Origin of the sequence: Duffyella gerundensis, assembly GCF_001517405.1 — a bacterium.
Lineage (GTDB): Bacteria > Pseudomonadota > Gammaproteobacteria > Enterobacterales > Enterobacteriaceae > Duffyella > Duffyella gerundensis.
In genome coordinates this window covers 1221993-1245944 of record NZ_LN907827.1, presented here as the reverse complement: position 1 = coordinate 1245944, position 23952 = coordinate 1221993, and the positions used below count along the sequence as shown (strand labels likewise).

Below are 23952 nucleotides of genomic sequence, written 5' to 3'. Positions count from 1 at the left end.
TGACCATGAGCTTAAAGACCCTGACCAACGATATTTTTAACGAGCAGTTTGGCTATCAGCCAACCCACACTATTCAGGCGCCGGGCCGCGTGAACCTGATTGGCGAGCACACCGATTACAACGACGGTTTTGTGTTGCCTTGCGCTATCGATTATCAGACGGTGATCAGCTGCGCGAAACGCGACGATCGCCAGGTGCGCGTTATCGCCGTGGATTACGACAATCAGCAGGATCACTTCTCGCTGGATGAACCGATTCTCAGCCTGCCGGAGCCAATGTGGGCCAACTACGTGCGCGGCGTGGTGAAACATATGCAGCAGCGCTGCCCGGAAGTTGGCGGTGTGGACATGGTGATCAGTGGCGACGTGCCGCAGGGTGCCGGTCTGAGCTCCTCCGCCTCGCTGGAAGTGGCGGTGGGTACCGTTCTGCAACAGCTGTGGCACCTGCCGATTGACGGCGCGGCGGTGGCGGTGAATGGCCAGGAAGCGGAAAACCAGTTTGTCGGTTGTAACTGCGGCATCATGGATCAGCTGATCTCCGCGCTGGGCAAACAGGATCACGCGATGCTGCTCGACTGCCGCACGCTGGGTACGCGCCCGGTGCCAATGCCGGACAACGTTGCCGTGGTGATCATCAACACCAACTTCCGTCGCAGCCTGGTGGGCAGTGAATACAATACGCGTCGCCAGCAGTGCGAAACCGGTGCCCGCTTCTTCTCGCAGCCTGCGCTGCGCGACGTCGATATCAATCAGTTTAAAGCGGTGGAAAATGAGCTGGACGCCGACGTTGCCAAACGCGTGCGTCACGTGCTGACCGAGAACGCGCGCACGCTGGAAGCGGCCGACGCGCTGAGCAAAGGCGATCTGAAACGTATGGGCGAACTGATGGCGGAATCGCACGCCTCAATGCGCGACGATTTCGAAATCACCGTGCCGCCGGTGGATACGCTGGTTGAGATTGTGAAAGCGGAAATCGGCGATCGCGGCGGCGTGCGCATGACCGGCGGGGGTTTCGGCGGTTGTGTAGTGGCGCTGATGCCGGAAGAGCTGGTGGAAGGCGTGAAAGCTGCAGTGGCCGCACAGTATGAAGCGAAAACCGGCATCAAAGAGACCTTCTACGTCTGTAAAGCGTCAGCAGGAGCGGGCCAATGCTAAATTCTCATGCACCCGATGGCCAGCCATGGCACATCACGGTGCTGCGCAACCGTAACGGCATGGTTGCAACGTTTATGGACTGGGGCGCCACCTGGCTGTCGGCCCGCGTGCCGATGCAGGATGGCAAGGTGCGCGAAGCGCTGCTCGGCTGCGCCACCCCTTCTGATTACCTGGAACAGACCGCCTATCTTGGCGCGACGGTAGGCCGCTATGCCAATCGCATCGCCAATGCGCGTCTGGAGCAGGAAAATATTCAGCTGATCGCCAATCAGGGCCCGCATCAGCTGCACGGCGGCCCGGAAGGGTTCGATCGCCGTCGCTGGCAGATTGTCAGCCAGAGCGACAGCGAAGTGCACTATCGTCTGGATTCGCCAGATGGCGATCAGGGCTATCCGGGTAATTTGTTGGTCGATCTCTGGTACCGGCTGGATGATGAAAATCGGCTCAGCATTCACTATCAGGCTACCGTCGATCGGCCCTGCCCGGTTAACCTGACCAATCACGCCTACTTCAATCTTGATGCTGAGCACGGTGACGCGCGTCAGCATCAGCTGCAGCTGCACGCCGCGCACTATCTGCCGGTTGATGAGAGCGGCATTCCTGATGGCGGCCTGCAGCCGGTGGCTGACAGCAGCTTCGATTTCCGCGATGGCAAAATTATCGCTACCGATTTCCTGCAGGATGAGCATCAGCGCCGGGTTAAAGGCTACGATCACGCCTTTCTGCTCGACAGCGCCGGCGATGTCAGCCAGACCGCCGCGCAGCTCACTTCTGCGGATGGCAAGTTGCAGCTACGCGTGCACACCTCGGCACCCGCGCTGCAGTTTTACAGCGGCAATTATCTGGCCGGTACGCCAGCACGTGAACAGGGGCAGTATGCCGCGCATCAGGGCATCGCGCTGGAGAGTGAATTTCTGCCAGATTCGCCGAATCATGCCGAGTGGCCGCAACCTGATTGCTGGCTGAAGCCAGGTCAACAGTACCAGGCAGAAACCGTCTATCAATTGATCGCGATCGGTTAACGGGTTGAAAAACGCGCACTGCGTTGGCGACAGTCTTACGCCTTGCGCATATTTCAGCTATGGTAACGGGCAGGAACATTGTCGGGCAGGCTCTGCCGGCGGTGCTGTTATCATAGAAACGTCAAGTATTAAGGAGTGAAGCTATGGCTGTAACTAAGCTGGTTCTGGTTCGTCACGGCGAAAGCCAATGGAATAACGAAAACCGCTTTACCGGTTGGTATGATGTTGATCTCTCTGACAAAGGCCGCACTGAAGCCAAAGCCGCGGGTCAACTGCTGAAAAAAGAAGGTTTTACCTTTGATTTCGCCTACACCTCGGTACTGAAGCGCGCTATCCATACGCTGTGGAACATCCTCGACGAACTGGATCAGGCATGGCTGCCGGTTGAAAAATCCTGGCGTCTGAACGAGCGTCATTACGGTGCGCTGCAGGGTCTGAACAAAGCTGAAACCGCTGATAAATATGGCGATGAGCAGGTTAAACAGTGGCGCCGTGGTTTCGCGGTCACGCCACCGGAACTGGATCGCGGAGACGAACGTTTCCCTGGCCACGACCCGCGCTACGCTAACCTCAGCGCTGAGCAGCTGCCAACCACCGAAAGCCTGGCGCTGACTATCGATCGCGTTCTGCCATACTGGAACGAAACGATTCTGCCACGTCTGAAAAGCGGTGAGAAAGTGATCATCGCGGCACACGGCAACTCACTGCGTGCGCTGGTGAAATATCTTGATGATATGAGCGAAGAAGAGATTCTTGAGCTGAACATCCCAACCGGCGTGCCGTTGGTGTATGAGTTCGACGAAAACTTCAAACCGATCAAGCACTACTATCTTGGCGATGCCGACGAAATTGCTGCGCGCGCTGCAGCGGTTGCGAATCAGGGTAAAGCGAAGTAATTGATCTGGCGGTTGCCATCCGGCAACCGCTTTTTAACGCCCGTCTGTTTATCCTTCCCGACGCTGCTTCACCGCCTGCGCCAGCTGACGCAGTACGTTTTCCGTATCCTGCCAGCCAATACAGGCATCGGTCACGCTTTTACCGTAGACCAGCGGTTCACCGCTCTCCAGGCTCTGATTACCTTCAACCAGATGGCTCTCGATCATTACGCCCATAATCGCCTGCTCACCGCCCGCAATTTGCTGCGCCACATCTTCAGCAACGGTTAGCTGCTTCTGATACTGCTTGCTGCTGTTGGCATGGCTGAAGTCGATCATGATCTGCGCCGGCAGGCCCGCTTTTTCCAGGCCCGCTTTCACCGCTTCAACGTGAGAGGCGCTGTAGTTTGGCTCTTTGCCGCCGCGCAGAATGATGTGGCAATCGCCATTACCGCGGGTTTCCACAATCGCCGAATGACCATATTTGGTCACTGAAAGAAAGCAGTGCGGCGCGCTGGCGGCGCCAATGGCGTCGATAGCGACCTTGATGGTGCCGTCGGTGCCGTTTTTAAAGCCTACCGGACAGGAGAGGCCAGAAGAGAGCTCACGGTGCACCTGTGATTCGGTGGTGCGTGCGCCAATTGCACCCCAACTCATCAGATCGGCCAGATACTGCGGCGTGATCATATCCAGAAATTCGCCCGCTGCCGGCAGGCCGCTGTCGTTGATATCAAGCAGCAGCTTACGCGCGATGCGCAGGCCATCATTAATCTGAAAACTGCCGTCCATGTAAGGATCGTTGATCAGCCCTTTCCAGCCAACGGTGGTACGGGGTTTTTCAAAATAGACCCGCATGACGATTTCCAGTTCGCCCCGCAGCGCCTCGCGCAGTGCGAGCAGGCGCGCGCCATACTCCTTCGCCGCCTCGGTATCGTGAATAGAACAGGGACCGATTACCACCAGCAGGCGATCGTCCTGTTTTTGCAGAATATTGTGAATTGCCTGTCGCGATTGCGCCACGGTTTCGGCCGCTTTATCAGACGCGGGAAATTTTTCAAGCAACGCAACAGGAGGAAGAAGTTCTTTTATCTCCTTGATACGCAAGTCATCGTTTTGATAGTTCATAGGGTTTCCATTGATTTTCTTACCCGATGCGTCCGGGCACAACCCGTTCAATTTATCTCTTCGATCCCGCGCTGTAAATGCACTTTACCGGCGTTGATTCGCAGGCTGATTTGCACTTTTGCCGCCGTTTACTACACTTTTAAGCGTAAGCACTCTGGAACACGGTGTTTTAATCATCTTTTATCTTCTTTGTCAGCCATAGCGGGCCATACGCTCGTTGGGCGCCTGATTTCTCGGCAAACTGCACGCACGGGTTTGGCAGAGCAACAATGAATAATTAACGGGAGTATAATTATGAATAAGATTGCAATGGTATGTCTGGCAGCAGCAATGACTCTGGGTAGTGGTGCAGCGATGGCCGCAGGCGGCAACAACGGGACGTCTAATCAGGCTGCAGATGCCGGTGCCGTGGCGCCAGGCGCAAAAGAGAATCTGCCACCGAACAACGTTGATAACAACAAAATCAACAACGGTAGCGGGACCTCTCACAGCAGTTCCACGCACAGCAGCAAGCACATGACCGCTGATGAAATCGATCAGAACGCGCAGTGTAAAGATGGCAAATGCCCGAACATCAACCGCAAGGTTGAGACCAAGGTTGGCGGCGGTGAAGTGAACACCAAAACTGACGGCACCACACAGTAATTCCCCGACGGAGAGCGCAAGCTCTCCGTTTGCTTTATTGCCCCTCCGCTTTTCGCTATGCTGATGCCCCAAAGATTGCTGGAACATCGCTATGGCCGTTCTGTTGTTAATTGACGATCACCCGCTGGTACATGTCGCATTAGAAGCCGCCCTGCCTCATTCTCCTGTTCCGCTGACCCTGATTTCCGTGGCTACCGCCGCTGAAGCACGTGAAGTATTGAGCACGCGCGCCGTTGATCTGATCATTCTGGATGTCAGCCTGGCGGACAGTAATGGCCTGGAAGTGCTGCGCCGCATCAAAGCGCATGACGAGCAGCAGAAGGTGCTGATCTATTCAGCCCAACAGGATCAGCACGCCATTCGTACCGCTATGGCGGCGGGCGCAGCCGGGTATATCGTAAAAAGTCAGACCATGGCGCAGCTGCTGTCCGCCATTCTCGCCGTGCTCGGCGGCCATCTTGCCTTTCCACCTCTGGCTGAGCCGGAAGAGGCGTCTTCGCTGTTAACCGCGAAAGAGCAGCAGATTCTTAGCCTGCTGGCCCGCGGCTTCTCTAATTTGCAAATTGCCGGACAGCTGCACATCAGCAATAAAACCGTTAGCACCCACAAGAAAAACATTCTGGATAAAACCGGCGCCCGTTCGGTGGTTGAGCTGGCTGAAATCTGGAAAGCACAGCAGTGAGACACATTGCCTGGCTGCTCCTGCTGTGGTGTTTCTGTGCTCAGGCCGCACTGCATGCGGTGAGCAGCATCACGCTGCCGCCACAGATGCTGCTGCCCGCGCAGGAGAAGATCAGCTGGCCTGACAAAAATCTGCGCGTCGGCATTTTGCAGGACAACGGCTCACCGTGGAACATCGTGGTGGGCAGCGATCTTTACGGCGTCAACGCCGACTATCTGAACGCCATCGCTCATCATCACGGCCTGCAGCTCACCATCAACGGCTACGCCGACCTGCCTGCTCTGCTGGCTGCACTGCAACAGGGCAAAATTGATCTGATCTTCGGCGTACCCAAACCGCTGTTGCCCACGCAGCTTGCCATCAGCCAGCCGTGGTTTTCCAGCCCGTTGCGTATCTATCGCAGCCGCAGCAATCAGCGTCCGGTGATGTTTAACTCGCGCGAGGCGCAGCTGGCGATCAGCCGGGAATCTTACGCGCTGCTCAACCCGGACTTTGCCGCCAGCCATCACTGGCGACTGTTTGATAACGATCTTCAGGCGCTCTATGCGCTGCTGAATCAGCGCAGCGATTATGTGGTGGCCGATGAAACCACCGCAGGCTTTCTGCTTAGCCAGCTGCAGCAGGGGCAAATTTATCAGCTGGCCTCGTCGCTCGAGCCAGGTCAGCGCGATCTGGTGGCGGCCGCCAGCGATCGGGCGTTAATTGCGCGGCTGAATACCACGTTACGCCAGCTGCCGCTGGATATGGTCAACGCGATTGAAAACCGCTGGAACACGCCGCAGCCGCGTTATCAGGATACCCGCACCAGCCCGCTGACCGCACTGGAGCAGAACTGGTTACAGCAGCATCCGCAGGCCACCTATGCCGCGCTGCGCGATGATTATCCGTGGAGCTACCGTGACAGCAACGGCATGGCGCGCGGATACAGCGTGGAGCTGTTGAATGCGGTCGCACAAACCACCGGCCTGACTTTTCAGCCGCACTGGGTGGATAACCCGCAGCAGGCCGCTGAGCTGCTGAGCCAGTCACGCGTCGATCTCCAGCTGATGCACCCACTCACTGGCACCGAAGGCAATAACGCCACCCTGCCGGTGTGGCGAGCGTTATGGGGCGTTTATACCCGCATGCCGTCCTCGCGCGCGGCGCGCTGGCAGGATTTGCAGGGTCAGCGCGTCGGCGTGCGGCGTGGCGATCTGGGACGTGAGCTGGTGCCAGCGGGCATTCAGGTGCGTGAGTTCGATACGCCCACCGCGCTTTATGATGCCCTGAACAGCGGGCAGATCGATGCGGTAGTGGATAATGTCTTATCGGCGCGCTGGCTGATTGCCGCGCGCTATAACGCCACGCTACAACTCGCTTTCGCCGCCAGCGATACCGCCTGGCCGATCGCCTTTGGCGTCAGCGCACAGGCACCGTTGCTGCGGCAGATTATGGATAAAGGCTTGCTGCTGGTGCCGGCCGATACGCAGCAGCGCCTGCGCGACTACTGGAGCAACAACAGCCGCATCAATACCGGGGACACCATGATGCGCTCGGTATCACAGCTGCTGCTGCTGGCTGCGTTGCTGGCGATTGTCATCCTGCTGATTTTGCTGGCGCGCCGTTATCTGCAACAGCGCCGGGAACAGCAGCAGCGTCTCGCCCTTGAGCGCCAGCGGGCGGAAGCGGAGCGCGCCAGCCAGATGAAAAGTCAGTTTCTGGCTACGGTCAGCCATGAGCTGCGCACGCCGATGCAGGCGATTCTCGGCCTGCTGGAGCTGGAGATCCAGCAATCAACTGCCAACAAGCGGCTGGCGATCGTGCACAGCAGCGCCCGCTCGCTGATGACGCTGCTGAACGATCTGCAGGATCATGCAAAAATTGAGAGCAACACCTTTAGCCTGACGCCAGAAGTGGTGGATCTTCGCCGCTGGCTGGAGCAGCTCAACGATCTTTATCAGCCGCTGATGCCAGCCGACGGCCCGCGGTTGATCGTTGCGCCAGGCTCAGCGCTGCCGCCTGCGGTGTGGATCGACAGTGCCCGACTGCAGCAGATCGCGGTCAATCTGATCGGCAACGCGATTAAATTTACTCGTAGCGGCTCGATTACTGTAACGCTGAGTGTTGATGAACAGATCAGCCTGCGGGTGGTTGACAGCGGCATTGGTATTGCGCAGGAAGAGCAGGCACGGCTGTTTGAACCCTGGTATCAGGCACCCTCGGGCAAAACCCGGCGCGTGCAGGGTAGCGGGCTTGGCCTGTCGATCTGTCGGGAATTGGTTACGCGCATGGGCGGCACCATCACCCTCACCTCCGCGCCGGGCAGCGGCACCGAGGTCAGCGTGACTCTGCCACTGATGCTGGCTCCCGCCATGGCGCCAACCGCAGAGGAAGCGCCGTTGTCATTCGCTGACCGCAGTCACTGCCGCATCGCTATTGTCGATGACAACCCTACAAACCTGTTGGTGATGGCGCAGCAGCTGGCGGCGCTGGGGGTGAATGCCGAATGTTACGCGGATGGCCGTGCGCTGCTGGCCGCCGATGCTCGTCAGCCGTTTGATCTGCTGTTTATCGATCGCATGATGCCGCGCCCCGACGGCCTGCTGCTCGCCGCCCTGCTGCGGCGGCGTGAACGCCAGCGCACGCAGCGCGCGCTGCTGGTGCTGTGTACCGCAGATGCGCAGATGCCTGATGATACGGCGGCGATGAGGCACGTTGATCATCTGCTGCTGAAACCCGTAAGCCAGAAAGCGCTGGCGGCAATTCTGCACACGCTGCCTGGCGATCCTTTGCAGCATCTCAGCACGGATATCCGTCGTCTGGCCAGTGATAACGAGGCATTTATTCCGCGCATTTGCCAGACGCTGCATCAGACCTTTCTTGCCGACCGCGAGGCGCTGCAAGCTGCCATCGCTCAGAACGACTATGCGACGATTGAACAGGCTGCACACCGCATGAAAGGCAGCTGGTTACTGCTGGGCCAGTCGCAGGGAGAGCGGCTCTGTCAGCAGCTGATCGATTGTGCTAAACAGCACAACCTCAGCCAGGCAGAGGCGAAATTACTGATATCATTAACCGATCGTTTGTTACTTACTCTGGAGTCTTATGGCGCACACTCATTCCCACGGTGAAGGCGACGCTAACCGTGGACGCCTGTTGGCGGCATTTTCCGTTACCGCCTTGTTTATGGTTGCCGAAGTGGTTGGCGGCTGGCTTTCCGGTTCGCTGGCGCTGCTGGCTGATGCCGGCCATATGCTTACCGATGCCGCCGCGCTGCTGATGGCGCTGCTGGCCGTACAGTTCGCCCGGCGCAAACCCAACGCGCGTCATACCTTTGGCATGCTGCGCCTGACCACGCTGGCGGCCTTTGTTAACGCGCTGGCGCTGCTGGTGATTACCGCGCTGATCGTCTGGGAAGCGGTACGACGTTTTTATCAACCTCAGCCGGTAGCAGGCGGCATGATGCTCGGTATCGCCATTGCCGGGCTGCTGGCTAATCTGCTCTCTTTCTGGCTGCTGCATCGCGGTAGTGAAGAGAAAAACCTGAATGTGCGCGCGGCGGCGCTGCATGTGATGGGCGATCTGCTGGGGTCGGTGGGTGCCATTGTTGCGGCGCTGGTGATCATGTACACCGGCTGGACGCCTGCCGATCCGATTCTGTCGATTCTGGTGTCGCTGCTGGTGTTACGTAGCGGCTGGGCGCTGCTGCGCGAAAGCCTGCATGAGCTGCTGGAAGGCGCGCCAGCGTCGATTAACGTTGATAAACTGGCGCGCGATATCACGCGTAATATTCCTGAAGTGCGTAACGTGCACCATCTGCATTTGTGGCAAGTTGGCGAGAAGCCGGTATTAACGCTGCATGTGCAGGTGATTCCGCCGCACGACCATGACGCGCTGCTGCACCGCATTCATCACTACCTGCATGAAACTTGCCAGATTGCGCATGCCACGGTGCAGATGGAGTATCAGGCCTGTGCCGGTCACGATTGTGATCTTGGCGCAGCGCAGGAACATGCGCATCACGATCATGCGCATGCCCACGCCCATCACTGAGTCGATAGCGCCCGTGAACCCTGTTTGCGGGCGCTCTGCATCCACAACCGTGTGCCGTTAAGGGCGATCACGGTTAGAATCATATATTCCAGCGACATCGCCCAAACGCCCTGACGGGCAAAAATCATTACGCTGATCACGTTGACCACCACCCACAGCAGCCAGTTCTCCACATACTTCCGCGTCATTAAAATCATTGCCACAATCGACAGCACCATCAGGCAGGCATCCCAGAATGGAAACGCGTCGGGTTGCAGCGTCGGCATCGCCACCTGCATACCCATGCCCTGCATCAGGTTCACGGCGATGCGGGTCAAAAAGCCAAATACCGGATTGATATAGAGCGTCATCAGGCCGATGCCGACCACGCAGGCAAGACCCCAGCCAATGGCGCTGGGCAACGACAGCCAGCGAATGCGCAGCGCCGTCTGGTTATCGCTGGTTTGCCGGCTCCAGGCGTACCAGCCATAAAGGTTGGCGGCGAAGAAAAAGAGCTGTAGCAGCAGGCTGGCGTAAAGCTGAATCTGGAAAAAGATAATGGCGAACAACACCACGTTCAGCAGGCCAAACGGATAGTTGATGATTTTCTCTTTACTGGCCAGCCAGATACAGAGCAGTCCGGCCAGCGTGCCGACCGCCTCAATCCACGAGAGATCGTAGCCGCCGGTGCCCAGAGGGATATGAACAAGAATATTTTGCGTGCTGAAGAAATCCATAGCGCACCTTCAGAAGGGTCTCAGGCGTTGCCTTTGACCTTGAGTTTAAGTTCCGCCGCAAAGGATAGCATGCGGTTCAGCGGCACCAGCGCCCTTTCGCGCAGCGCTGCATCAATATGGATTTCATGCTGCGCGCCGCCGTGCTCCAGCCCGTCGGCAATCGCCTGTAGGCCATTCATCGCCATCCACGGACAGTGCGCACAGCTGCGGCAGGTCGCGCCCTCTCCGGCAGTTGGCGCTTCCAGCAGCTTCTTTTCCGGCACCGCCTGCTGCATTTTGTAGAAGATGCCGCGATCGGTAGCCACAATCATTTGCGGATGCGGCAGCGTCTTTGCTGCCTGAATCAGCTGGCTTGTGGAACCCACCGCATCGGCCAGTTCGACAATCGCCTGCGGCGACTCCGGGTGCACCAGCACCGCAGCCTGCGGATAGAGCGCTTTCATTTGCTGTAGCGCCTGCACCTTAAACTCATCGTGCACGATACACGCGCCCTGCCAGCAGAGCACGTCGGCCTGCGTCTGCTGCGTAACGTAACGGCCAAGATGACGATCGGGTGCCCAAATGATTTTTTGCCCTAGGCTGTCGAGATGCTCAATCAGCTCAACGGCGATGCTGGAGGTGACAACCCAGTCAGCGCGTGCTTTTACCGCCGCTGAGGTGTTGGCGTAAACCACCACGGTGCGATCGGGATGCGCGTCGCAGAAGGCGTTGAACGCCTCAATGGGACAGCCCAGATCCAGCGAGCATTCTGCCGCCAGCGTCGGCATCAATACGGTTTTTTCCGGGCTAAGAATTTTTGCCGTTTCGCCCATAAAACGCACGCCCGCCACCAGCAGCGTTTTGGCTGGATGCTGGCTGCCAAAGCGCGCCATTTCCAGCGAATCCGCCACGCAGCCGCCGGTCTCTTCCGCCAGCGACTGAATTTCAGGATCGGTGTAATAGTGGGCAACCATTACCGCATCTCGCGCCTTCAGCAGCGCTTTAATGCGCGTGCGGTAGTCCGCCTTCTGCTCAGCGTTCAAACGCGCGGGTTTAGGCGGAAAAGGATAGACAGCAGATTCAGGATCAAACATCAGGCTCATCAGGCGCTCTCGTTTCTTCGACTTAACGAAGTTGGCATTTATGGTGGCTGAAATGCGGTTTTTTGCCGCCACTGTTTTATATGCTAAACAAGATAACCAAATAATGGCCTGCTGTCCTGCTATTTCACCTGCGATGCGCCGCTTTCCAGACTGAGCAGGAATGCTTTGATATCCAGCCCGCCAGCGAAGCCTGTCAGCTTACCGTTGGCGCCGATAACACGATGACAGGGCGCAATGATCGACACTGGATTTCTGCCGTTAGCGGCGCCCACCGCCCGCATGGCGCTGGGGTGGCCAATCTGCTCGGCGATCTGCTTATAGCTGCGCGTTTCACCGAACGGAATGCTGACCAGTGCGGCCCACACCTTGCGCTGAAATTCGGTGCCGGCAAAATCCAGCGGCAGATCAAAACGCTGGCGCGTACCGGCAAAATATTCCTGTAACTGCTGCTCCGCCTGTAGCAGCAGCGGATGGTCGGCGTTTTCAACGCGAGGATCGAGCCTGACGCGCCGCGGTGAATCATCCTGCCAGAGAATCGCTGCCAGGCCACGATCGCTGGCGATCAGCGTTAGCACGCCAACTGGGGTAGTGGTGATTTTGTAGTAATAGGACATGGTGCTCTCCTGCTGGGCTTTTCCTCTATTATTACCTTTTTCTTTCGCCCGGCTGGCTGTTTTCGGTCATCAGGATTAAATGTCCGAAAACAGCGAGTGCGAGGATGAAACCCCAGCTATGTTTAGTGTCCGGCACTACCGCCGCAAGGAGAACGGCATGATCGATTCTGATATCGCCTGGCAGGCGCTTACTTCTCGCGACACGCGCTTTGACGGTGTGTTTTTTGTCGGCGTCACCTCGACCGGGATTTACTGCCGTCCCATCTGCCCGGTAAAAGCGCCGCTACAAAAAAACTGCCTGTTTTTTGCCAACGCTGAAGCGGCCGAGAAGGCGAAATTTCGCCCCTGCCTGCGCTGTCGTCCTGAACTGGCGCCGGGAAATGCGCCGGTCGATAACAGCCATCGGGTGGCCGATCTGCTGGTGCAGCGACTCGAACAAGGCGCCATTGATGAGACCGAAAGCCTGGAAGAGATTGCCGCGCAGTTTGATCTCAGCCTGCGCCAGCTACGCCGTATTGTTCATAAAGAGCTGGGCGTTTCGCCGCTTGAACTGCGTCAGACGCGTCGTCTGCTGCTGGCTAAACAGCTGCTGACCGAGACCGCATTGCCGGTGACGGATATTGCCTATGCCAGCGGTTTCGCCAGCCTGCGTCGTTTTAACGACGTTTTTCAGCGCTGTTATCGCATGTCCCCCAGCCAGCTGCGCAAAACAGTGGTGGATGAGCACGCACCGCCGCTAAACAGTACCTCGACGCTGGAGCTAAGCTATCGCCCGCCGTTTGACTGGCAGATTATGCTCGACTTTCTGCGGGGCCATGCGGTGCTGCATATCGAACATGTTGATGATATCAGCTATAGCCGCACGGTGGCGCTGGGTCATCATCAGGGCTGGATTCGGGTTACCCATCATCAGAAAAAGCCGGTGCTGCTGGTTGAGTTTACCCATTCGCTGCTGCCGGTGCTGCCTGCCCTGCTGCGCCGCCTGCGTAATCTTTTCGATCTGAATGCGCAGCCCGCCTGTATCGATGAAGCGCTGCGTCAGGATCCGCTGCTGGCTAAAAGCGTGGCTGATTTTCCGGGCCTGCGCATTCCCGGCGCGTTTGATGGTTTTGAACTGACGGTGCGCGCCATCCTTGGTCAGCAAATTACCGTGAAAGCGGCGACCACGCTGGGCGGCCGTTTTGCCAATGCCTTTGGCGATAAGATCGAGACGCCGTTTCCGACGCTTAGCCGACTGCCCCCCAGCGCCACGCGCATTCATCATGCCACGCTGGATGAGATCGCGTCGTTGGGCATTATCAGCGCCCGGGCAAAATGTATTCTCGCGCTGGCCGAGGCGTGCAGTAGCGGCGCGCTGATCCTCGATGCCTGCCCATGGCCGCAAAAAATTATCGCCCAGCTTAAAGCGCTGCCGGGCATCGGTGACTGGACGGCGCAGTATGTTGCCATGCGCGCGCTGCGCTGGCCGGACGCTTTTCCGGCGGGGGATATCGTGATTCGTAATAATCTCGGTGGCATGACCGCGAAGCAGGCAGAGCAGCGTTCGGCAGTTTGGCGCCCCTGGCGCAGCTACGCCGTAATGCACATCTGGCGCAGCCTGGGGAAAAACGGCATCAGGAAGTAGCGATGATAAGCGGTCGCAGTGTGAAACGCAGAAACAACGCTTCAGGGAGCCTTTGTGCGCCTGGTGGATGTGCAGAAGAACGCAGGCTTGTGTGCGTTATGCGCCTCGTCTTGCGGGTGATGTTGATGCACCAGCTAATGTAGCTCGCGGCCAGGTAGCCAAACCTGCAGCAGGTTTAGATCCTGTAAGTCCAGAAAACAGAAAAGCAAAAAGGCGCCTTTAGGGCGCCTTTTTACATTGGTGGGTCGTGCAGGATTACCCGGCTTCGCCTTGTCCTGCGGACCGTTGCTGTCGCAACGTTGTCTCGCTTTCGCTCGACTCGAACCTGCTGCAGGTTCGCATCCTTCACGATTTTACACTGTGCTTCACATTAAAGTGGTGGGTCGTGCAGGATTCGAACCTGCGACCAATTGATTAAAAGTCAACTGCTCTACCAACTGAGCTAACGACCCGCTGTGCGGTTTACTGCAATCTGCTTTAAAGTGGTGGGTCGTGCAGGATTACCCGGCTTCGCCTTGTCCTGCGGACCGTTGCTGTCGCAACGTTGTCTCGCTTTCGCTCGACTCGAACCTGCTGCAGGTTCGCATCCTTCACGATTTTACACTGTGCTTCACGTTAAAGTGGTGGGTCGTGCAGGATTCGAACCTGCGACCAATTGATTAAAAGTCAACTGCTCTACCAACTGAGCTAACGACCCGCTACGCGGTGTACTGCGATTTACTTTAAAGTGGTGGGTCGTGCAGGATTCGAACCTGCGACCAATTGATTAAAAGTCAACTGCTCTACCAACTGAGCTAACGACCCACTTTATGCCACCTGAACCGCTTTAAGATATGTCCCGGCAACGGCGGCATATATTACTGATTTAGCGGGGGAGCGCAACCCCTTTTTCCGCGAATACCGCTAACTGCTTACCTTTAACGCACTAAGGCCAGAAATCATACGATATCTGGCTTTTCATCGCCTTTTACAGCGCTGCTATGCGTTTTTGCGCCTGCTTAGCAGATTCACTGTTGGGATACTGCTTAACCACCTGTTGAAACACTGCTTTAGCCTTCGCGTTATCACCTTTGTCCTGCATGATGACGCCGACCTTAAACAGCGCTTCCGCACTTTTTGGTGATTTCGGGTATTTTTTTACCACTGTGGCAAAAAAGTACGCGGCATCATCCTTTTTGCCCTTGTTATAAAAGAGCTGCCCAAGCCAGTAATTGGCATTCGGCTGAAAGGTAGAATCAGGGTATTTTTTTACGAAAGCCTGAAAAGCAGCGATCGCCTGATCGTACTGTTTCTTTTGCAATACCAGATCAACAGCGTTGTTGTAATCGGTATTGGCATCACCGCTTTGTACCGGTGCCGCGGCGGCATCGCTGCTGCTGTTGTCAGAGCCCGCTGCTGCTGCCGTAGCCGAGCCGGTATCTGCTGCAGCCGCATTGCTGCTGTTGCTGGCATTGCTGCTACTGAGCGCATCAATCTGCTGATAGAGCTGCTTTTGCCGCTCGACCACCTGATTTAGCTGATATGAGTTTTCCTGGATCTGCCCGCGCAGCGAATCGATATCGCTTTGGTTGGCGTTCATCTGCTGCTGGAGTTGCTGCAAAAGTTGCGCCTGGGCATTAGAAATACGTTCAAGAGTGGTGACACGGTCTTCAACCGAGCCAGAGCCAACGTTACTGATTGTTGCCTGGGCATTAGCGGCCCAGGGGGCCGCTACGCCAACCAGTAACGACAGACTCAACAGGTGAGTTCTGAAGCTACTAATCATGTGGTTCTCTTAGTATACCAGTACGGCACGACGGTTTTTCGAGTAAGCCGATTCGTCATGACCCAGTACAGCTGGTTTCTCTTTACCGTAAGAAACGATAGAGATCTGATCGGCAGAAACGCCTTTACCCTGCAGATACATTTTCACTGCGCTGGCGCGACGCTCGCCCAGAGCAATGTTGTATTCCGGCGTACCGCGTTCGTCCGCATGACCTTCAACGGTCACTTTGTAAGATGGGTTGCTACGCAGGAAAGCCGCGTGCTGATCCAGCATCTGAGCGAAGTCAGACTGGATGTCATACTGATCCAGACCGAAGTAAACGATGTTGTTACGTTGCAGCTGTTCCATCTGCAGGCGAGCTTGCTCGTCTGAAGACATGTTGCCGCCGTTGCCGCTACCGTTCATGCCGCCGTTAGCATAAGCACCATCAGCGCCCATACCGTTGGTCTGGTCGTTGTTATTGTTTTTGTGTGAGCTACATGCAGCCACTGCGATCACTGGCAGAGCCAGCAGTAAACCCTTCAGCACTTTGTTCAATTGCATTTTTTGAATCCTATTATTTTGTTTGCCATACACATTTTCATATGCATCACAGATACGGCGACCAGGCAGGGAATTTTACCTGTCCATCAGTTGCCGGAAGACGCGCTTTGAAACGACCATCTGTTGATACCAATTGCAGTACGGAACCCATACCCTGAGTAGAGCTGTAGATTACCATGGTGCCATTAGGTGCAAGACTTGGCGTTTCATCCAGGAACGTGTCCGTTAAAGGTTGAACGGCTCCCGTTTCCAGATCCTGTCTGGCGACGTGCTGCGCACCGCCATTGGTGCTGACCATCACCATTGATTTACCGTCAGTGCTGACATCCGCGTCCTGATTCTGAGAACCTTCCCAGGTCACGCGCTGCGGAGTGCCACCGTTGACGCCAATTTTATAAATTTGTGGACGACCTGCCTGATCGGAGGTGTAAGCCAGCGTCTGGCTGTCCGGGAACCAGGTCGGTTCAGTGCTGTTAAAACGGCCGTCGGTGACCTGACGAATCTGGCCTGAGCCAAGGTCCATCACGTACAGGTTCAGGCTGCCGGTTTTAGACAGCGCAAACGCGAGCTTGCTGCCATCCGGAGAGAAAGCCGGTGCGCCGTTGTGACGTGGGAAAGAGGCGATCTGACGGATAGCGCTGTTTGCCAGCGTTTGTACCACCAGCGCGGACTTGCCGCTTTCAAAAGTCACGTACGCTACTTTGCTGCCATCAGGTGACCAGGCCGGTGACATCAGCGGCTGTGGTGAACGGTGAACCACAAACTGGTTGTAGCCATCGTAGTCGGCTACGCGCAACTCATAGGGGAACTGACCGCCATTGGTCTGTACCACATAGGCAATGCGCGTACGGAATGCGCCTTTGATGCCGGTGAGTTTCTCAAAGGATTCATCACTGGCGGTATGCGCAGCGTAGCGCAGCCACTGTTTGGTCACCTTGAACTGGTTCTGGGCAAGCACGGTGCCCGGCGAACCTGCGGTATCCACCAGTTGGTAAGAGACAACATAGCTGCCATCGGCGCCTGGCTGTACCTGGCCAACAACAACGGCATCAATACCCAGCGCGCTCCAGGCGGCAGGCTGAACTTCAGCGGCCGTGGTAGGCTGCTGTGGCAAACGCGAGCGATCCAGCGGATTGAATTTGCCGCTGTTGCGCAGATCCGCAGCAACGATACCGCCAACATCTTCCGGCGCCGCTCCTGGTCCGGTCCACTTGAATGGCACGACGCCAATTGGACGGGCGGTATTTACACCCTGCGTGATTTCGATACGAACTTCTGCGTGCAGCGCGGCCGCCCACAGTATTAAAAAACTTAACGCAACACGAAATGCCTGCTTCATTTTCTCTCCCTTACCTGAACGCAACGTCCACGATAATTAGCAGTGTTCAATAACTATCAAATGCACAGCACATAGCCTGCACTGTTCCCGCACCATCAGAAGCCTGATGCAGGTGCCGACAGGCTTTAGATTACGGCAAGCTAAACATAGTTCAAGCTGCCATTTGTTACTCTCTTATTGCGGTTTAAAATAGAGTGGTGCGTTTTTGAAAACCTGGTACACATCCTGGCTCGGAGGCTTAGGAATGCGCGCCTGTCGGGCCGCTGCCATCGCAGCCTGACACAGTGCGGGATCGCCGCCTTCCGCCTTCACGCTAATCAGCAAACCGTCCGGCGCCAGATTAACCCGCAGCGTACAGGTTTTGCCCTTGTAGTTATCTGAATCGTAAAACTTGCTTTGAATCGCCGCCTGGATCTGACCAGCATAGTTGCTGATATCGGCTCCCGATGCGCCCGATTTTTTCTGATTCCCCTGCCCTGCTGCCCCGCCACCCGCTTTCGGCGCATTTTTGCCGGAAGCCAGACCGCCCAGCAGATCGTCTACCGCATCGCTGTCGCTGGCGGCTTCCGCGGCAGCTTTTTTCTTCGCGTCGGCGGCCGCTTTCGCTTTGGCTGCGGCATCTGCTTTAGCTTTCGCCGCAGCTTCCGCTTTCGCCTCAGCTTTGGCTTTGGCTTCTGCTTTCGCGTCGGCAGCGGCCTGCTCTTTTGCTTCCTGTGTCGCCTTCGCTTTAGCTTCGGCAGCGGCCTGTTCTTTCGCTTCCTGAGCGGCTTTTGCTTTCGCCTGCGCATCCGCTTTGGCCTTGGCTGCGGCTTCCGCTTTCGCCGCTTTTTCCTTCTCTTTTACCGCTTCTGCAGCAGCCGCTTTGGCCTGCTCTTCCGCCTCTTTTTTGGCGTTGGCCGCCGCTTTTTTTGCCTGCTCTTCTGCCTGTTTTTTCGCATCGGCCGCGGCAGCTTTTTTCGCCTGCTCATCAGCCTGTTTTTTCGCGTCGGCAGCGGCTTTCATCTGTGCATCAGCTTCCGCTTTGGCATCGGCTTTCGCCTTGGCCGCCGCCGCTTCTGCGGTTTTCTGCTGCTCTTGCGCCTGCTGTGCCGCCGCTTCCGCCTGCTTCTGCTCTGCTGCCTGGGCTTTTGCTTCTGCCTTCGCCGCTTCCTGCGCCTGCAAACGCTCTTTTTCCAGCGCTTTCAGCCGCTGTTGTTCAGCGGCCTGCTTTTGCTGCAGCTCTTCTGCCTGCTGCTGCGCCTGCTTTTTACGCTGTTGAGCGGCACGCTGGCTGTCGCTCTGCTGATTCTGCTGGCGGTTAAACTGCTCAACGACCGCACCGGGATCGACCATGACCGCGTCGATATCGCTGCCGCCACCGCCGCCACTCGCTTCAATATTTTCGTTAAACGAGCTCCATATCAGTAACCCAATCAAAACGATGTGCAGGATTACGGATACGATTATCGCGCGTTTTAACTTAGCGTTCTGCTCGGTTGCCTTCGACACTCTCGGTTCCCAAAAAACGGTTCGAATAAATTAGATCGGCTGCGTCATCAAACCCACAGACTTCACGCCTGCCTGATGCAGCAAGTTCAGCGCCTTGATAATTTCGTCGTAAGGCACATCTTTCGCGCCGCCGATCAAAAACACCGTTTTCGGATTCGCTTCCAGACGGCGTTGCGCTTCAGCCACCACCTGTTCAGACGGCAACTGCTCCATACGATCGTGATCCACTACCAAGCTGTACTGGCCGACGCCGGACACTTCCACAATTACCGGCGGATTATCATCGCTGGAAACGGTTTTAGAATCGGTAGCGTCTGGCAAATCAACCTCAACGCTCTGGGTGATGATGGGCGCCGTTGCCATGAATATCAGCAGCAGCACCAGCAGCACGTCGAGCAGTGGAACGATATTGATCTCAGATTTAAGTTCGCGGCGACCGCGACCACGTTTTCTGGCCATGCGTCACCTCGCTTACTTGTTGTTCTCGCTGGAGAACGCCTGACGATGCAGGATGGCGGTGAACTCTTCCATAAAGTTGTCATAGCCCTGCTCAAGCTTATTGACTCGCTGGTTGAGACGGTTGTAAGCCATGACCGCAGGAATAGCGGCAAACAGGCCGATAGCCGTGGCGATCAGCGCTTCCGCAATACCCGGTGCAACCATTTGCAGGGTCGCCTGCTTCACCGCGCCCAGGGCAATAAAGGCGTGCATGATGCCCCATACGGTACCAAACAGGCCAATGTACGGGCTGATTGATCCGACCGTGCCAAGGAAAGGAATATGGTTTTCCAGTGATTCCAGCTCACGGTTCATGGAGATGCGCATGGCGCGACCCGCACCATCGAGCACCGCTTCAGGCGCATGGCTGTTGGCGCGATGCAGACGAGCGAACTCTTTAAAACCTGAGTAGAAAATCTGCTCTGAGCCTGACAGCTCATCGCGGCGGGCCTGACTTTCCTGATAAAGACGGGAAAGTTCGACGCCGGACCAGAATTTATCTTCAAACGCTTCCGCTTCCCGACCTGCGGCGTTAAGTATACGCGTACGCTGGATGATGATTGCCCATGAAGCAATGGAAAATCCAATCAAAATCAGCATGATAAGTTTGACCAGAAGGCTCGCCTTCAGGAACAAATCAAGAACGTTCATGTCAGTCACTGCTTGAACTCCGCGACAATAGACTTGGGAAGCGCTATCGGCTTCATAAGATGTGGGTTAATGCAGGCAATCAGGACTTCTGCTTCATTGAGCACTTTGCCTTCTTCATTCACGATACGCTGGGCGAAAGTCATCGACGCTCTGCTCATCGCGCTGACGTGACTCTCAACGATCAGCAGATCGTCAAGGCGCGCCGCCGCCATGTACTCAACCGTCATTTTTCGCACCACAAATGCCACCTGTTGTTCCAGCAGCGTTTGCTGATTGAAATGGCGCTGACGCAGCATTTCAGTCCGTGCTCGTTCATAAAAAGCGATATAGCTGGCGTGATAAACCACACCACCGGCATCGGTGTCTTCGTAATAGACGCGAACCGGCCATTGAAACAGCGTTGTACTCACTCTACATCCCGGTCAGGCTTTTAAACGTTGCTACTATACGCAAGAGCCAACGCCTTGGGAATGGATTGCCATAGCGCAAAGAAAATAATTATCGCCGGCAAAACGGTGCTGAAAATTTGCGCCAACATCGTCAAGGCTCACTGACTGAAATCGCCACTAACTTGACGAAAGCGCGGCGTTATTTCCCCTCGCCGATAAGACGAATCCTGCGGGTTAAGGGGGCTAAAAACGATCCGGATAAAGATGAGGTAATAAAAGGCGGGGCAACAAAAAAGCGCCCCGTACGGAGCGCTGTGAGAGGTCAGCGATTATCTGGCATCGGAGCCAGATTTCGTCGCGTCGACATGTTCAATCGCCAGGGCGGTGATCACGCCAAATGCGCAGGCGAGCAAGGTGCCGAGGATCCAGGCAAAATACCACATGATGTAGCCCCTGTTAGTAAAGTGAATGGGAGTGCGTTTCAATCTGCTCTTTACTGATGCGGCCAAACATTTTCCAGTAGCACCAGGTGGTATAGAGCAGGATGATGGGCACAAAGATAATGGCGGCAACGGTCATAATGCGCAGCGTCAACAGGCTCGACGTAGCATCCCAGACGGTCAGGCTGATGTTTGGCACCGTGCTGGATGGCATGATGAACGGAAACATGGCCACGCCCGCGGTAAGAATGACGCAGGCCAGCGTCAGCGACGAGAACAGAAATGCCCAGGCGCCGTTGCCGCGGCGTGAACAGATAATGGTGAACAGCGGCAATAGCACGCCTGCGGCCGGAATCAGCCAGAGGACGGGCATGTTGTGGAAGTTGGTCATCCACGCGCCTGCCTGACGTACCACCTCTTTGCTCAGCGGATTGGATACGGCGCTGTGGTTCATCGCGCTGGTAATGACATAACCGTCAATGCCATACATGACCCAGACGCCGCCCGCCGCAAATGCGATCATCATTACCAGTGCGGAAATCTGTGCGGCGGTACGGGCGCGCAGTTCTACCTCGCCCAGCGTACGCATCTGCAGATAGGTGGCTCCCTGCGCCAGGATCATGGTCAGACTGACCACGCCAGCCAGTAAGCCAAAAGGATTGAGCAGCTGAAAAAAGTTGCCGGTATAAAACAGCCGTAACCAGCTGTCAGCGTGGAACGGTACGCCCTGTAGCAGGTTACCGAAAGCGACGCCAATCACCAGCGGCGGCACAAAGCTGCCGACAAAAATGCCCCAGTCCCAGGTTTCACGCCAGCGGCGATCTTCGATTTTTGAGCGATAATCAAAACCCACCGGCCGGAAGAACAGCGAGGCCAGCACCAGAATCATCGCCACATAGAACCCGGAGAATGCAGCGGCATAGACCATCGGCCAGGCGGCAAACAGCGCGCCGCCCGCGGTGATCAACCATACCTGATTGCCATCCCAGTGCGGCGCAATGCTGTTGATCATGATGCGGCGTTCCGTATCATTGCGGCCTATCAGGCGCGACAGCATGCCAACGCCCATATCGAAACCGTCGGTAACCGCAAAGCCGATGAACAACACGCCGATCAGCAGCCACCAGACAAAACGTAATACTTCATAATCGAACATATCAGGCTCCCGTTGCGGTGGTGAGGGTCAGCGGCTGTTCATGGTGATAGCGGCCCGTTCGCAGGCTGCTTGGGCCCAGCCGCGCAAATTTGAACATCAGGTACATTTCCACAATCAGAAACAGCGTATAAAGCCCGCAAATCAGCCCCATGGAAAACAGCAGGTCGCCGGTGGTTAATGAAGAGTTAGCCACCGCCGTCGGCAGGATTTCACCAATCGCCCACGGCTGACGACCATATTCCGCCACAAACCAGCCCGATTCGATGGCGATCCACGGCAGCGGAATACCGTACAGTGCAGCCTTCAGCAGCCATGGACGGTGACCAATGCGATTACGGATCACGCTCCAGAAGGCAAAGATGAAGATTCCCAGCATTAATACGCCGCTGAGCACCATGATGCGGAATGAGAAATAGAGTGGCGCAACGCGTGGAATGGAATCCTGCGTGGCCTGCGCGATTTGCGTTTCTGACGCATCGGCGACGTTATCGGTATAGCGTTTTAACAGCAGACCATAGCCGAGATCTTGCTTGTGGCGCTCAAACTCTGCCCGCACCGCCGGATCCTGGCTGCCTGAACGCAGCGTATTCAGCAGCGCATAGGCTTTCATGCCGTTGCGAATGCGCACTTCATGCTGCTGCAACAACTCTTTCAGGCCGGTAACCGGTTGATCCACCGATCGCGTGGCGATCAGACCCAGAAGATAAGGAATTTGAATTGCGTAACGGTTTTCCTGCGCCTCCTGATCCGGCAGGCCAAACAGCGTAAAGGCCGCCGGTGCCGGTTGTGTTTCCCATTCGGCTTCTATCGCTGCCAGCTTGGTTTTCTGCACGTCACCGATTTCGTAGCCTGATTCGTCACCCAGCACAATTACCGACAGAATTGCTGCCATGCCGAAACTGGCGGCGATAGCGAAAGAGCGTTTAGCAAACGCGGTATCGCGACCCTTCAGCAGGTACCAGGCACTGATACCCAGCACAAACATTGAGCCTGCGGTATAGCCCGCCGCTACCGTATGCACAAATTTGACCTGCGCCACCGGGTTGAGCACCAGCTCAGAGAAGCTGAGCATTTCCATGCGCATGGTTTCAAAGTTAAATTCTGAGGCGACCGGATTTTGCATCCAGCCGTTAGCCACCAGAATCCACAATGCAGACATGTTCGATCCCAGCGCCACCAGCCAGGTTACCGCCAGATGCTGTACTTTGCCAAGACGATCCCAGCCAAAAAAGAACAGACCGACGAACGTCGACTCAAGGAAAAAAGCCATCAGCCCTTCAATAGCCAGTGGCGCACCAAAAATATCTCCCACGTAATGGGAATAATAAGACCAATTGGTGCCAAACTGGAATTCCATGGTCAGACCGGTAGCCACGCCCAGCGCAAAGTTAATGCCAAAGAGCTTGCCCCAAAATTTGGTCATATCCTTGTAGATCTGTTTACCAGACAGCACATACACCGTTTCCATAATGGCCAGCAGGAACGCCATACCCAGCGTCAGTGGCACAAACAGAAAGTGATACATTGCAGTCAAGGCAAACTGCAAACGCGACAGTTCGACGATATCTAACATCTTGACTCCTTGTTCCGCATACTCAGCAAGGCATAACCAGAAATAACCGGTCGTAGTCCTGCGTCATTCATGTGAAACGATAGAAAGTGATCCCGGGTAAGTCGTGGTGACAAGGCGTTCCCTGCCAGAGCGACAGTAAGTTAATAAATGCTGAATAATTCCGGATTACGGTTACTGCCACAGCGAATAGCGCCTGTTTATTCCAGTAAACAGGCGGCGTACGCATTAATGTGGTAGATCAATCTGGCAGGTTGATATCGACAGCGCTCAGCCTGCGATTTTGATGCAAAGCAATTTACTCGAAACAAGCGCAGCATATCCAGCGATATAGCTGGATATAAGCGGCAGCAAATTGATCTGGATTAAGGAATTAAAATGGGAAAAAGGCTGTAGCAAGGCGCTGTTAATTGATTGTGTTTAATTGGTGGCAAAATAATTAAAGAATACGATCGTTTAGTTTAATGGAAACTTTTAAATGTATTCAGAAAAAGCCGTGGTTTATTTTTGGTATTTTTAGACGCTTTTTAATAATAGTTTTT

The 23952-nt window shown here is 55.9% G+C and carries 22 protein-coding genes, 3 tRNA genes and 2 other RNA genes; 8 read left to right on the top strand and 19 right to left on the bottom strand.

What is annotated here, in order from left to right; translation table 11 throughout:
- Window positions 1–5: 5 nt before the first annotated feature.
- The 3 genes from galK to gpmA all read left to right on the top strand — a co-directional run bounded on the left by galK (window position 6) and on the right by gpmA (window position 3072).
- The gene (gene galK, locus EM595_RS05720; RefSeq protein WP_067428835.1) at window positions 6–1154 is read left to right on the top strand and encodes a galactokinase; all 1149 of its coding nucleotides are present in this window, start codon (window positions 6–8) and stop codon (window positions 1152–1154) included.
- Window positions 1148–2176 carry a galactose-1-epimerase gene (galM, locus tag EM595_RS05715; protein WP_067428833.1) on the top strand — a complete coding sequence of 343 codons (1029 nt, stop codon included), beginning with the start codon at window positions 1148–1150 and terminating at the stop codon, window positions 2174–2176. Before galK ends, galM begins: the two co-directional genes overlap by 7 nt.
- 143 nt (window positions 2177–2319) lie before the next feature.
- Window positions 2320–3072, top strand: coding sequence for a 2,3-diphosphoglycerate-dependent phosphoglycerate mutase (gpmA, locus tag EM595_RS05710; RefSeq protein ID WP_067428832.1), 753 nt, complete (start codon window positions 2320–2322; stop codon window positions 3070–3072).
- Window positions 3073–3120: 48 nt separating this feature from the next.
- Here the strand turns inward: gpmA and aroG are convergent, their stop codons facing one another.
- Window positions 3121–4176 (bottom strand): 3-deoxy-7-phosphoheptulonate synthase AroG, encoded by a 1056-nt coding sequence (aroG, locus tag EM595_RS05705; RefSeq protein WP_067428829.1) that lies wholly within the window; start codon window positions 4174–4176, stop codon window positions 3121–3123.
- 291 nt (window positions 4177–4467) lie between these two features.
- Here aroG and EM595_RS05700 point away from each other — a divergent pair, with 291 nt between their 5' ends.
- The 4 genes from EM595_RS05700 (at window position 4468) to zitB (ending at window position 9535) form a co-directional block, all read left to right on the top strand.
- Complete coding sequence (locus EM595_RS05700) at window positions 4468–4821, top strand: YbgS-like family protein (protein WP_067428822.1); 354 nt, start codon at window positions 4468–4470, stop codon at window positions 4819–4821.
- A gap of 91 nt (window positions 4822–4912) precedes the next feature.
- A complete protein-coding gene (locus tag EM595_RS05695; RefSeq protein WP_067428819.1) occupies window positions 4913–5503 on the top strand; it encodes a response regulator transcription factor in 591 nt (196 codons plus the stop codon).
- Window positions 5500–8613 (top strand): ATP-binding protein, encoded by a 3114-nt coding sequence (locus EM595_RS05690; RefSeq protein ID WP_231938717.1) that lies wholly within the window; start codon window positions 5500–5502, stop codon window positions 8611–8613. The genes EM595_RS05695 and EM595_RS05690 overlap by 4 nt, the downstream gene beginning before the upstream one ends.
- The gene (gene zitB, locus EM595_RS05685; protein WP_067428813.1) at window positions 8588–9535 is read left to right on the top strand and encodes a CDF family zinc transporter ZitB; all 948 of its coding nucleotides are present in this window, start codon (window positions 8588–8590) and stop codon (window positions 9533–9535) included. Before EM595_RS05690 ends, zitB begins: the two co-directional genes overlap by 26 nt.
- Here zitB and pnuC read toward each other — a convergent pair.
- From pnuC to EM595_RS05670, 3 genes are all read right to left on the bottom strand, one after another.
- Window positions 9529–10251: a nicotinamide riboside transporter PnuC gene (gene pnuC, locus EM595_RS05680; RefSeq protein ID WP_067428810.1), complete on the bottom strand. Its 723-nt coding sequence runs from the start codon at window positions 10249–10251 to the stop codon at window positions 9529–9531. The two genes, zitB and pnuC, sit on opposite strands and share 7 nt — an antisense overlap.
- A gap of 20 nt (window positions 10252–10271) precedes the next feature.
- A complete protein-coding gene (nadA, locus tag EM595_RS05675; RefSeq protein ID WP_067428807.1) occupies window positions 10272–11333 on the bottom strand; it encodes a quinolinate synthase NadA in 1062 nt (353 codons plus the stop codon).
- A 119-nt stretch (window positions 11334–11452) separates the two neighbouring features.
- Window positions 11453–11947 (bottom strand): methylated-DNA--[protein]-cysteine S-methyltransferase, encoded by a 495-nt coding sequence (locus EM595_RS05670; RefSeq protein ID WP_067428804.1) that lies wholly within the window; start codon window positions 11945–11947, stop codon window positions 11453–11455.
- 157 nt (window positions 11948–12104) lie between these two features.
- Here EM595_RS05670 and EM595_RS05665 point away from each other — a divergent pair, with 157 nt between their 5' ends.
- On the top strand, window positions 12105–13571 hold the full coding sequence (locus EM595_RS05665) for an AlkA N-terminal domain-containing protein (RefSeq protein WP_067428801.1): 1467 nt from the start codon (window positions 12105–12107) through the stop codon (window positions 13569–13571).
- Window positions 13572–13809: 238 nt separating this feature from the next.
- Here EM595_RS05665 and EM595_RS05660 read toward each other — a convergent pair.
- From EM595_RS05660 to cydA, 15 genes are all read right to left on the bottom strand, one after another.
- Window positions 13810–13934: non-coding RNA, RtT sRNA (locus EM595_RS05660), on the bottom strand.
- A gap of 13 nt (window positions 13935–13947) precedes the next feature.
- Window positions 13948–14023: transfer RNA gene (locus EM595_RS05655), tRNA-Lys, on the bottom strand.
- A 31-nt stretch (window positions 14024–14054) separates the two neighbouring features.
- Window positions 14055–14179, bottom strand: a non-coding RNA gene (locus EM595_RS05650) — RtT sRNA.
- A 13-nt stretch (window positions 14180–14192) separates the two neighbouring features.
- Window positions 14193–14268, bottom strand: a tRNA-Lys gene (locus EM595_RS05645).
- 31 nt (window positions 14269–14299) lie between these two features.
- Window positions 14300–14375, bottom strand: a tRNA-Lys gene (locus EM595_RS05640).
- A gap of 163 nt (window positions 14376–14538) precedes the next feature.
- A complete protein-coding gene (gene cpoB / locus EM595_RS05635; RefSeq protein WP_067428798.1) occupies window positions 14539–15336 on the bottom strand; it encodes a cell division protein CpoB in 798 nt (265 codons plus the stop codon).
- 9 nt (window positions 15337–15345) lie between these two features.
- Window positions 15346–15879, bottom strand: a complete 534-nt coding sequence (pal, locus tag EM595_RS05630; protein ID WP_067428795.1) for a peptidoglycan-associated lipoprotein Pal — start codon at window positions 15877–15879, stop codon at window positions 15346–15348.
- A gap of 46 nt (window positions 15880–15925) precedes the next feature.
- Window positions 15926–17218, bottom strand: coding sequence for a Tol-Pal system beta propeller repeat protein TolB (gene tolB, locus EM595_RS05625; protein WP_067428789.1), 1293 nt, complete (start codon window positions 17216–17218; stop codon window positions 15926–15928).
- A 174-nt stretch (window positions 17219–17392) separates the two neighbouring features.
- The gene (gene tolA, locus EM595_RS05620) at window positions 17393–18706 is read right to left on the bottom strand and encodes a cell envelope integrity protein TolA (RefSeq protein ID WP_067428786.1); all 1314 of its coding nucleotides are present in this window, start codon (window positions 18704–18706) and stop codon (window positions 17393–17395) included.
- 30 nt (window positions 18707–18736) lie between these two features.
- Entirely contained in the window at window positions 18737–19165 is a 429-nt protein-coding gene (gene tolR / locus EM595_RS05615; RefSeq protein WP_067428782.1) for a colicin uptake protein TolR, read from the bottom strand.
- A gap of 12 nt (window positions 19166–19177) precedes the next feature.
- Entirely contained in the window at window positions 19178–19864 is a 687-nt protein-coding gene (tolQ, locus tag EM595_RS05610; protein WP_067428779.1) for a Tol-Pal system protein TolQ, read from the bottom strand.
- Window positions 19861–20265, bottom strand: a complete 405-nt coding sequence (gene ybgC / locus EM595_RS05605) for a tol-pal system-associated acyl-CoA thioesterase (RefSeq protein ID WP_067428777.1) — start codon at window positions 20263–20265, stop codon at window positions 19861–19863. Before ybgC ends, tolQ begins: the two co-directional genes overlap by 4 nt.
- Window positions 20266–20573: 308 nt before the next feature.
- Window positions 20574–20687, bottom strand: coding sequence for a cytochrome bd-I oxidase subunit CydX (gene cydX, locus EM595_RS05600; protein ID WP_067428775.1), 114 nt, complete (start codon window positions 20685–20687; stop codon window positions 20574–20576).
- A 13-nt stretch (window positions 20688–20700) separates the two neighbouring features.
- On the bottom strand, window positions 20701–21840 hold the full coding sequence (gene cydB, locus EM595_RS05595) for a cytochrome d ubiquinol oxidase subunit II (protein WP_067428773.1): 1140 nt from the start codon (window positions 21838–21840) through the stop codon (window positions 20701–20703).
- 1 nt (window position 21841) lies between these two features.
- A complete protein-coding gene (cydA, locus tag EM595_RS05590) occupies window positions 21842–23413 on the bottom strand; it encodes a cytochrome ubiquinol oxidase subunit I (RefSeq protein ID WP_067428771.1) in 1572 nt (523 codons plus the stop codon).
- Window positions 23414–23952 lie beyond the last annotated feature (539 nt).

Coding starts and splice junctions, on each gene's coding strand:
- pnuC (WP_067428810.1), bottom strand. CDS start 10,251: ATGGATTTCTTCAGCACGCAAAATATTCTTGTTCATATCCCTCTGGGC.
- gpmA (WP_067428832.1), top strand. CDS start 2,320: ATGGCTGTAACTAAGCTGGTTCTGGTTCGTCACGGCGAAAGCCAATGG.
- cpoB (WP_067428798.1), bottom strand. CDS start 15,336: ATGATTAGTAGCTTCAGAACTCACCTGTTGAGTCTGTCGTTACTGGTT.
- cydA (WP_067428771.1), bottom strand. CDS start 23,413: ATGTTAGATATCGTCGAACTGTCGCGTTTGCAGTTTGCCTTGACTGCA.
- cydX (WP_067428775.1), bottom strand. CDS start 20,687: ATGTGGTATTTTGCCTGGATCCTCGGCACCTTGCTCGCCTGCGCATTT.
- zitB (WP_067428813.1), top strand. CDS start 8,588: ATGGCGCACACTCATTCCCACGGTGAAGGCGACGCTAACCGTGGACGC.
- cydB (WP_067428773.1), bottom strand. CDS start 21,840: ATGTTCGATTATGAAGTATTACGTTTTGTCTGGTGGCTGCTGATCGGC.
- galK (WP_067428835.1), top strand. CDS start 6: ATGAGCTTAAAGACCCTGACCAACGATATTTTTAACGAGCAGTTTGGC.
- nadA (WP_067428807.1), bottom strand. CDS start 11,333: ATGAGCCTGATGTTTGATCCTGAATCTGCTGTCTATCCTTTTCCGCCT.
- EM595_RS05665 (WP_067428801.1), top strand. CDS start 12,105: ATGATCGATTCTGATATCGCCTGGCAGGCGCTTACTTCTCGCGACACG.
- aroG (WP_067428829.1), bottom strand. CDS start 4,176: ATGAACTATCAAAACGATGACTTGCGTATCAAGGAGATAAAAGAACTT.
- EM595_RS05670 (WP_067428804.1), bottom strand. CDS start 11,947: ATGTCCTATTACTACAAAATCACCACTACCCCAGTTGGCGTGCTAACG.
- pal (WP_067428795.1), bottom strand. CDS start 15,879: ATGCAATTGAACAAAGTGCTGAAGGGTTTACTGCTGGCTCTGCCAGTG.
- galM (WP_067428833.1), top strand. CDS start 1,148: ATGCTAAATTCTCATGCACCCGATGGCCAGCCATGGCACATCACGGTG.
- EM595_RS05695 (WP_067428819.1), top strand. CDS start 4,913: ATGGCCGTTCTGTTGTTAATTGACGATCACCCGCTGGTACATGTCGCA.
- tolB (WP_067428789.1), bottom strand. CDS start 17,218: ATGAAGCAGGCATTTCGTGTTGCGTTAAGTTTTTTAATACTGTGGGCG.
- tolR (WP_067428782.1), bottom strand. CDS start 19,165: ATGGCCAGAAAACGTGGTCGCGGTCGCCGCGAACTTAAATCTGAGATC.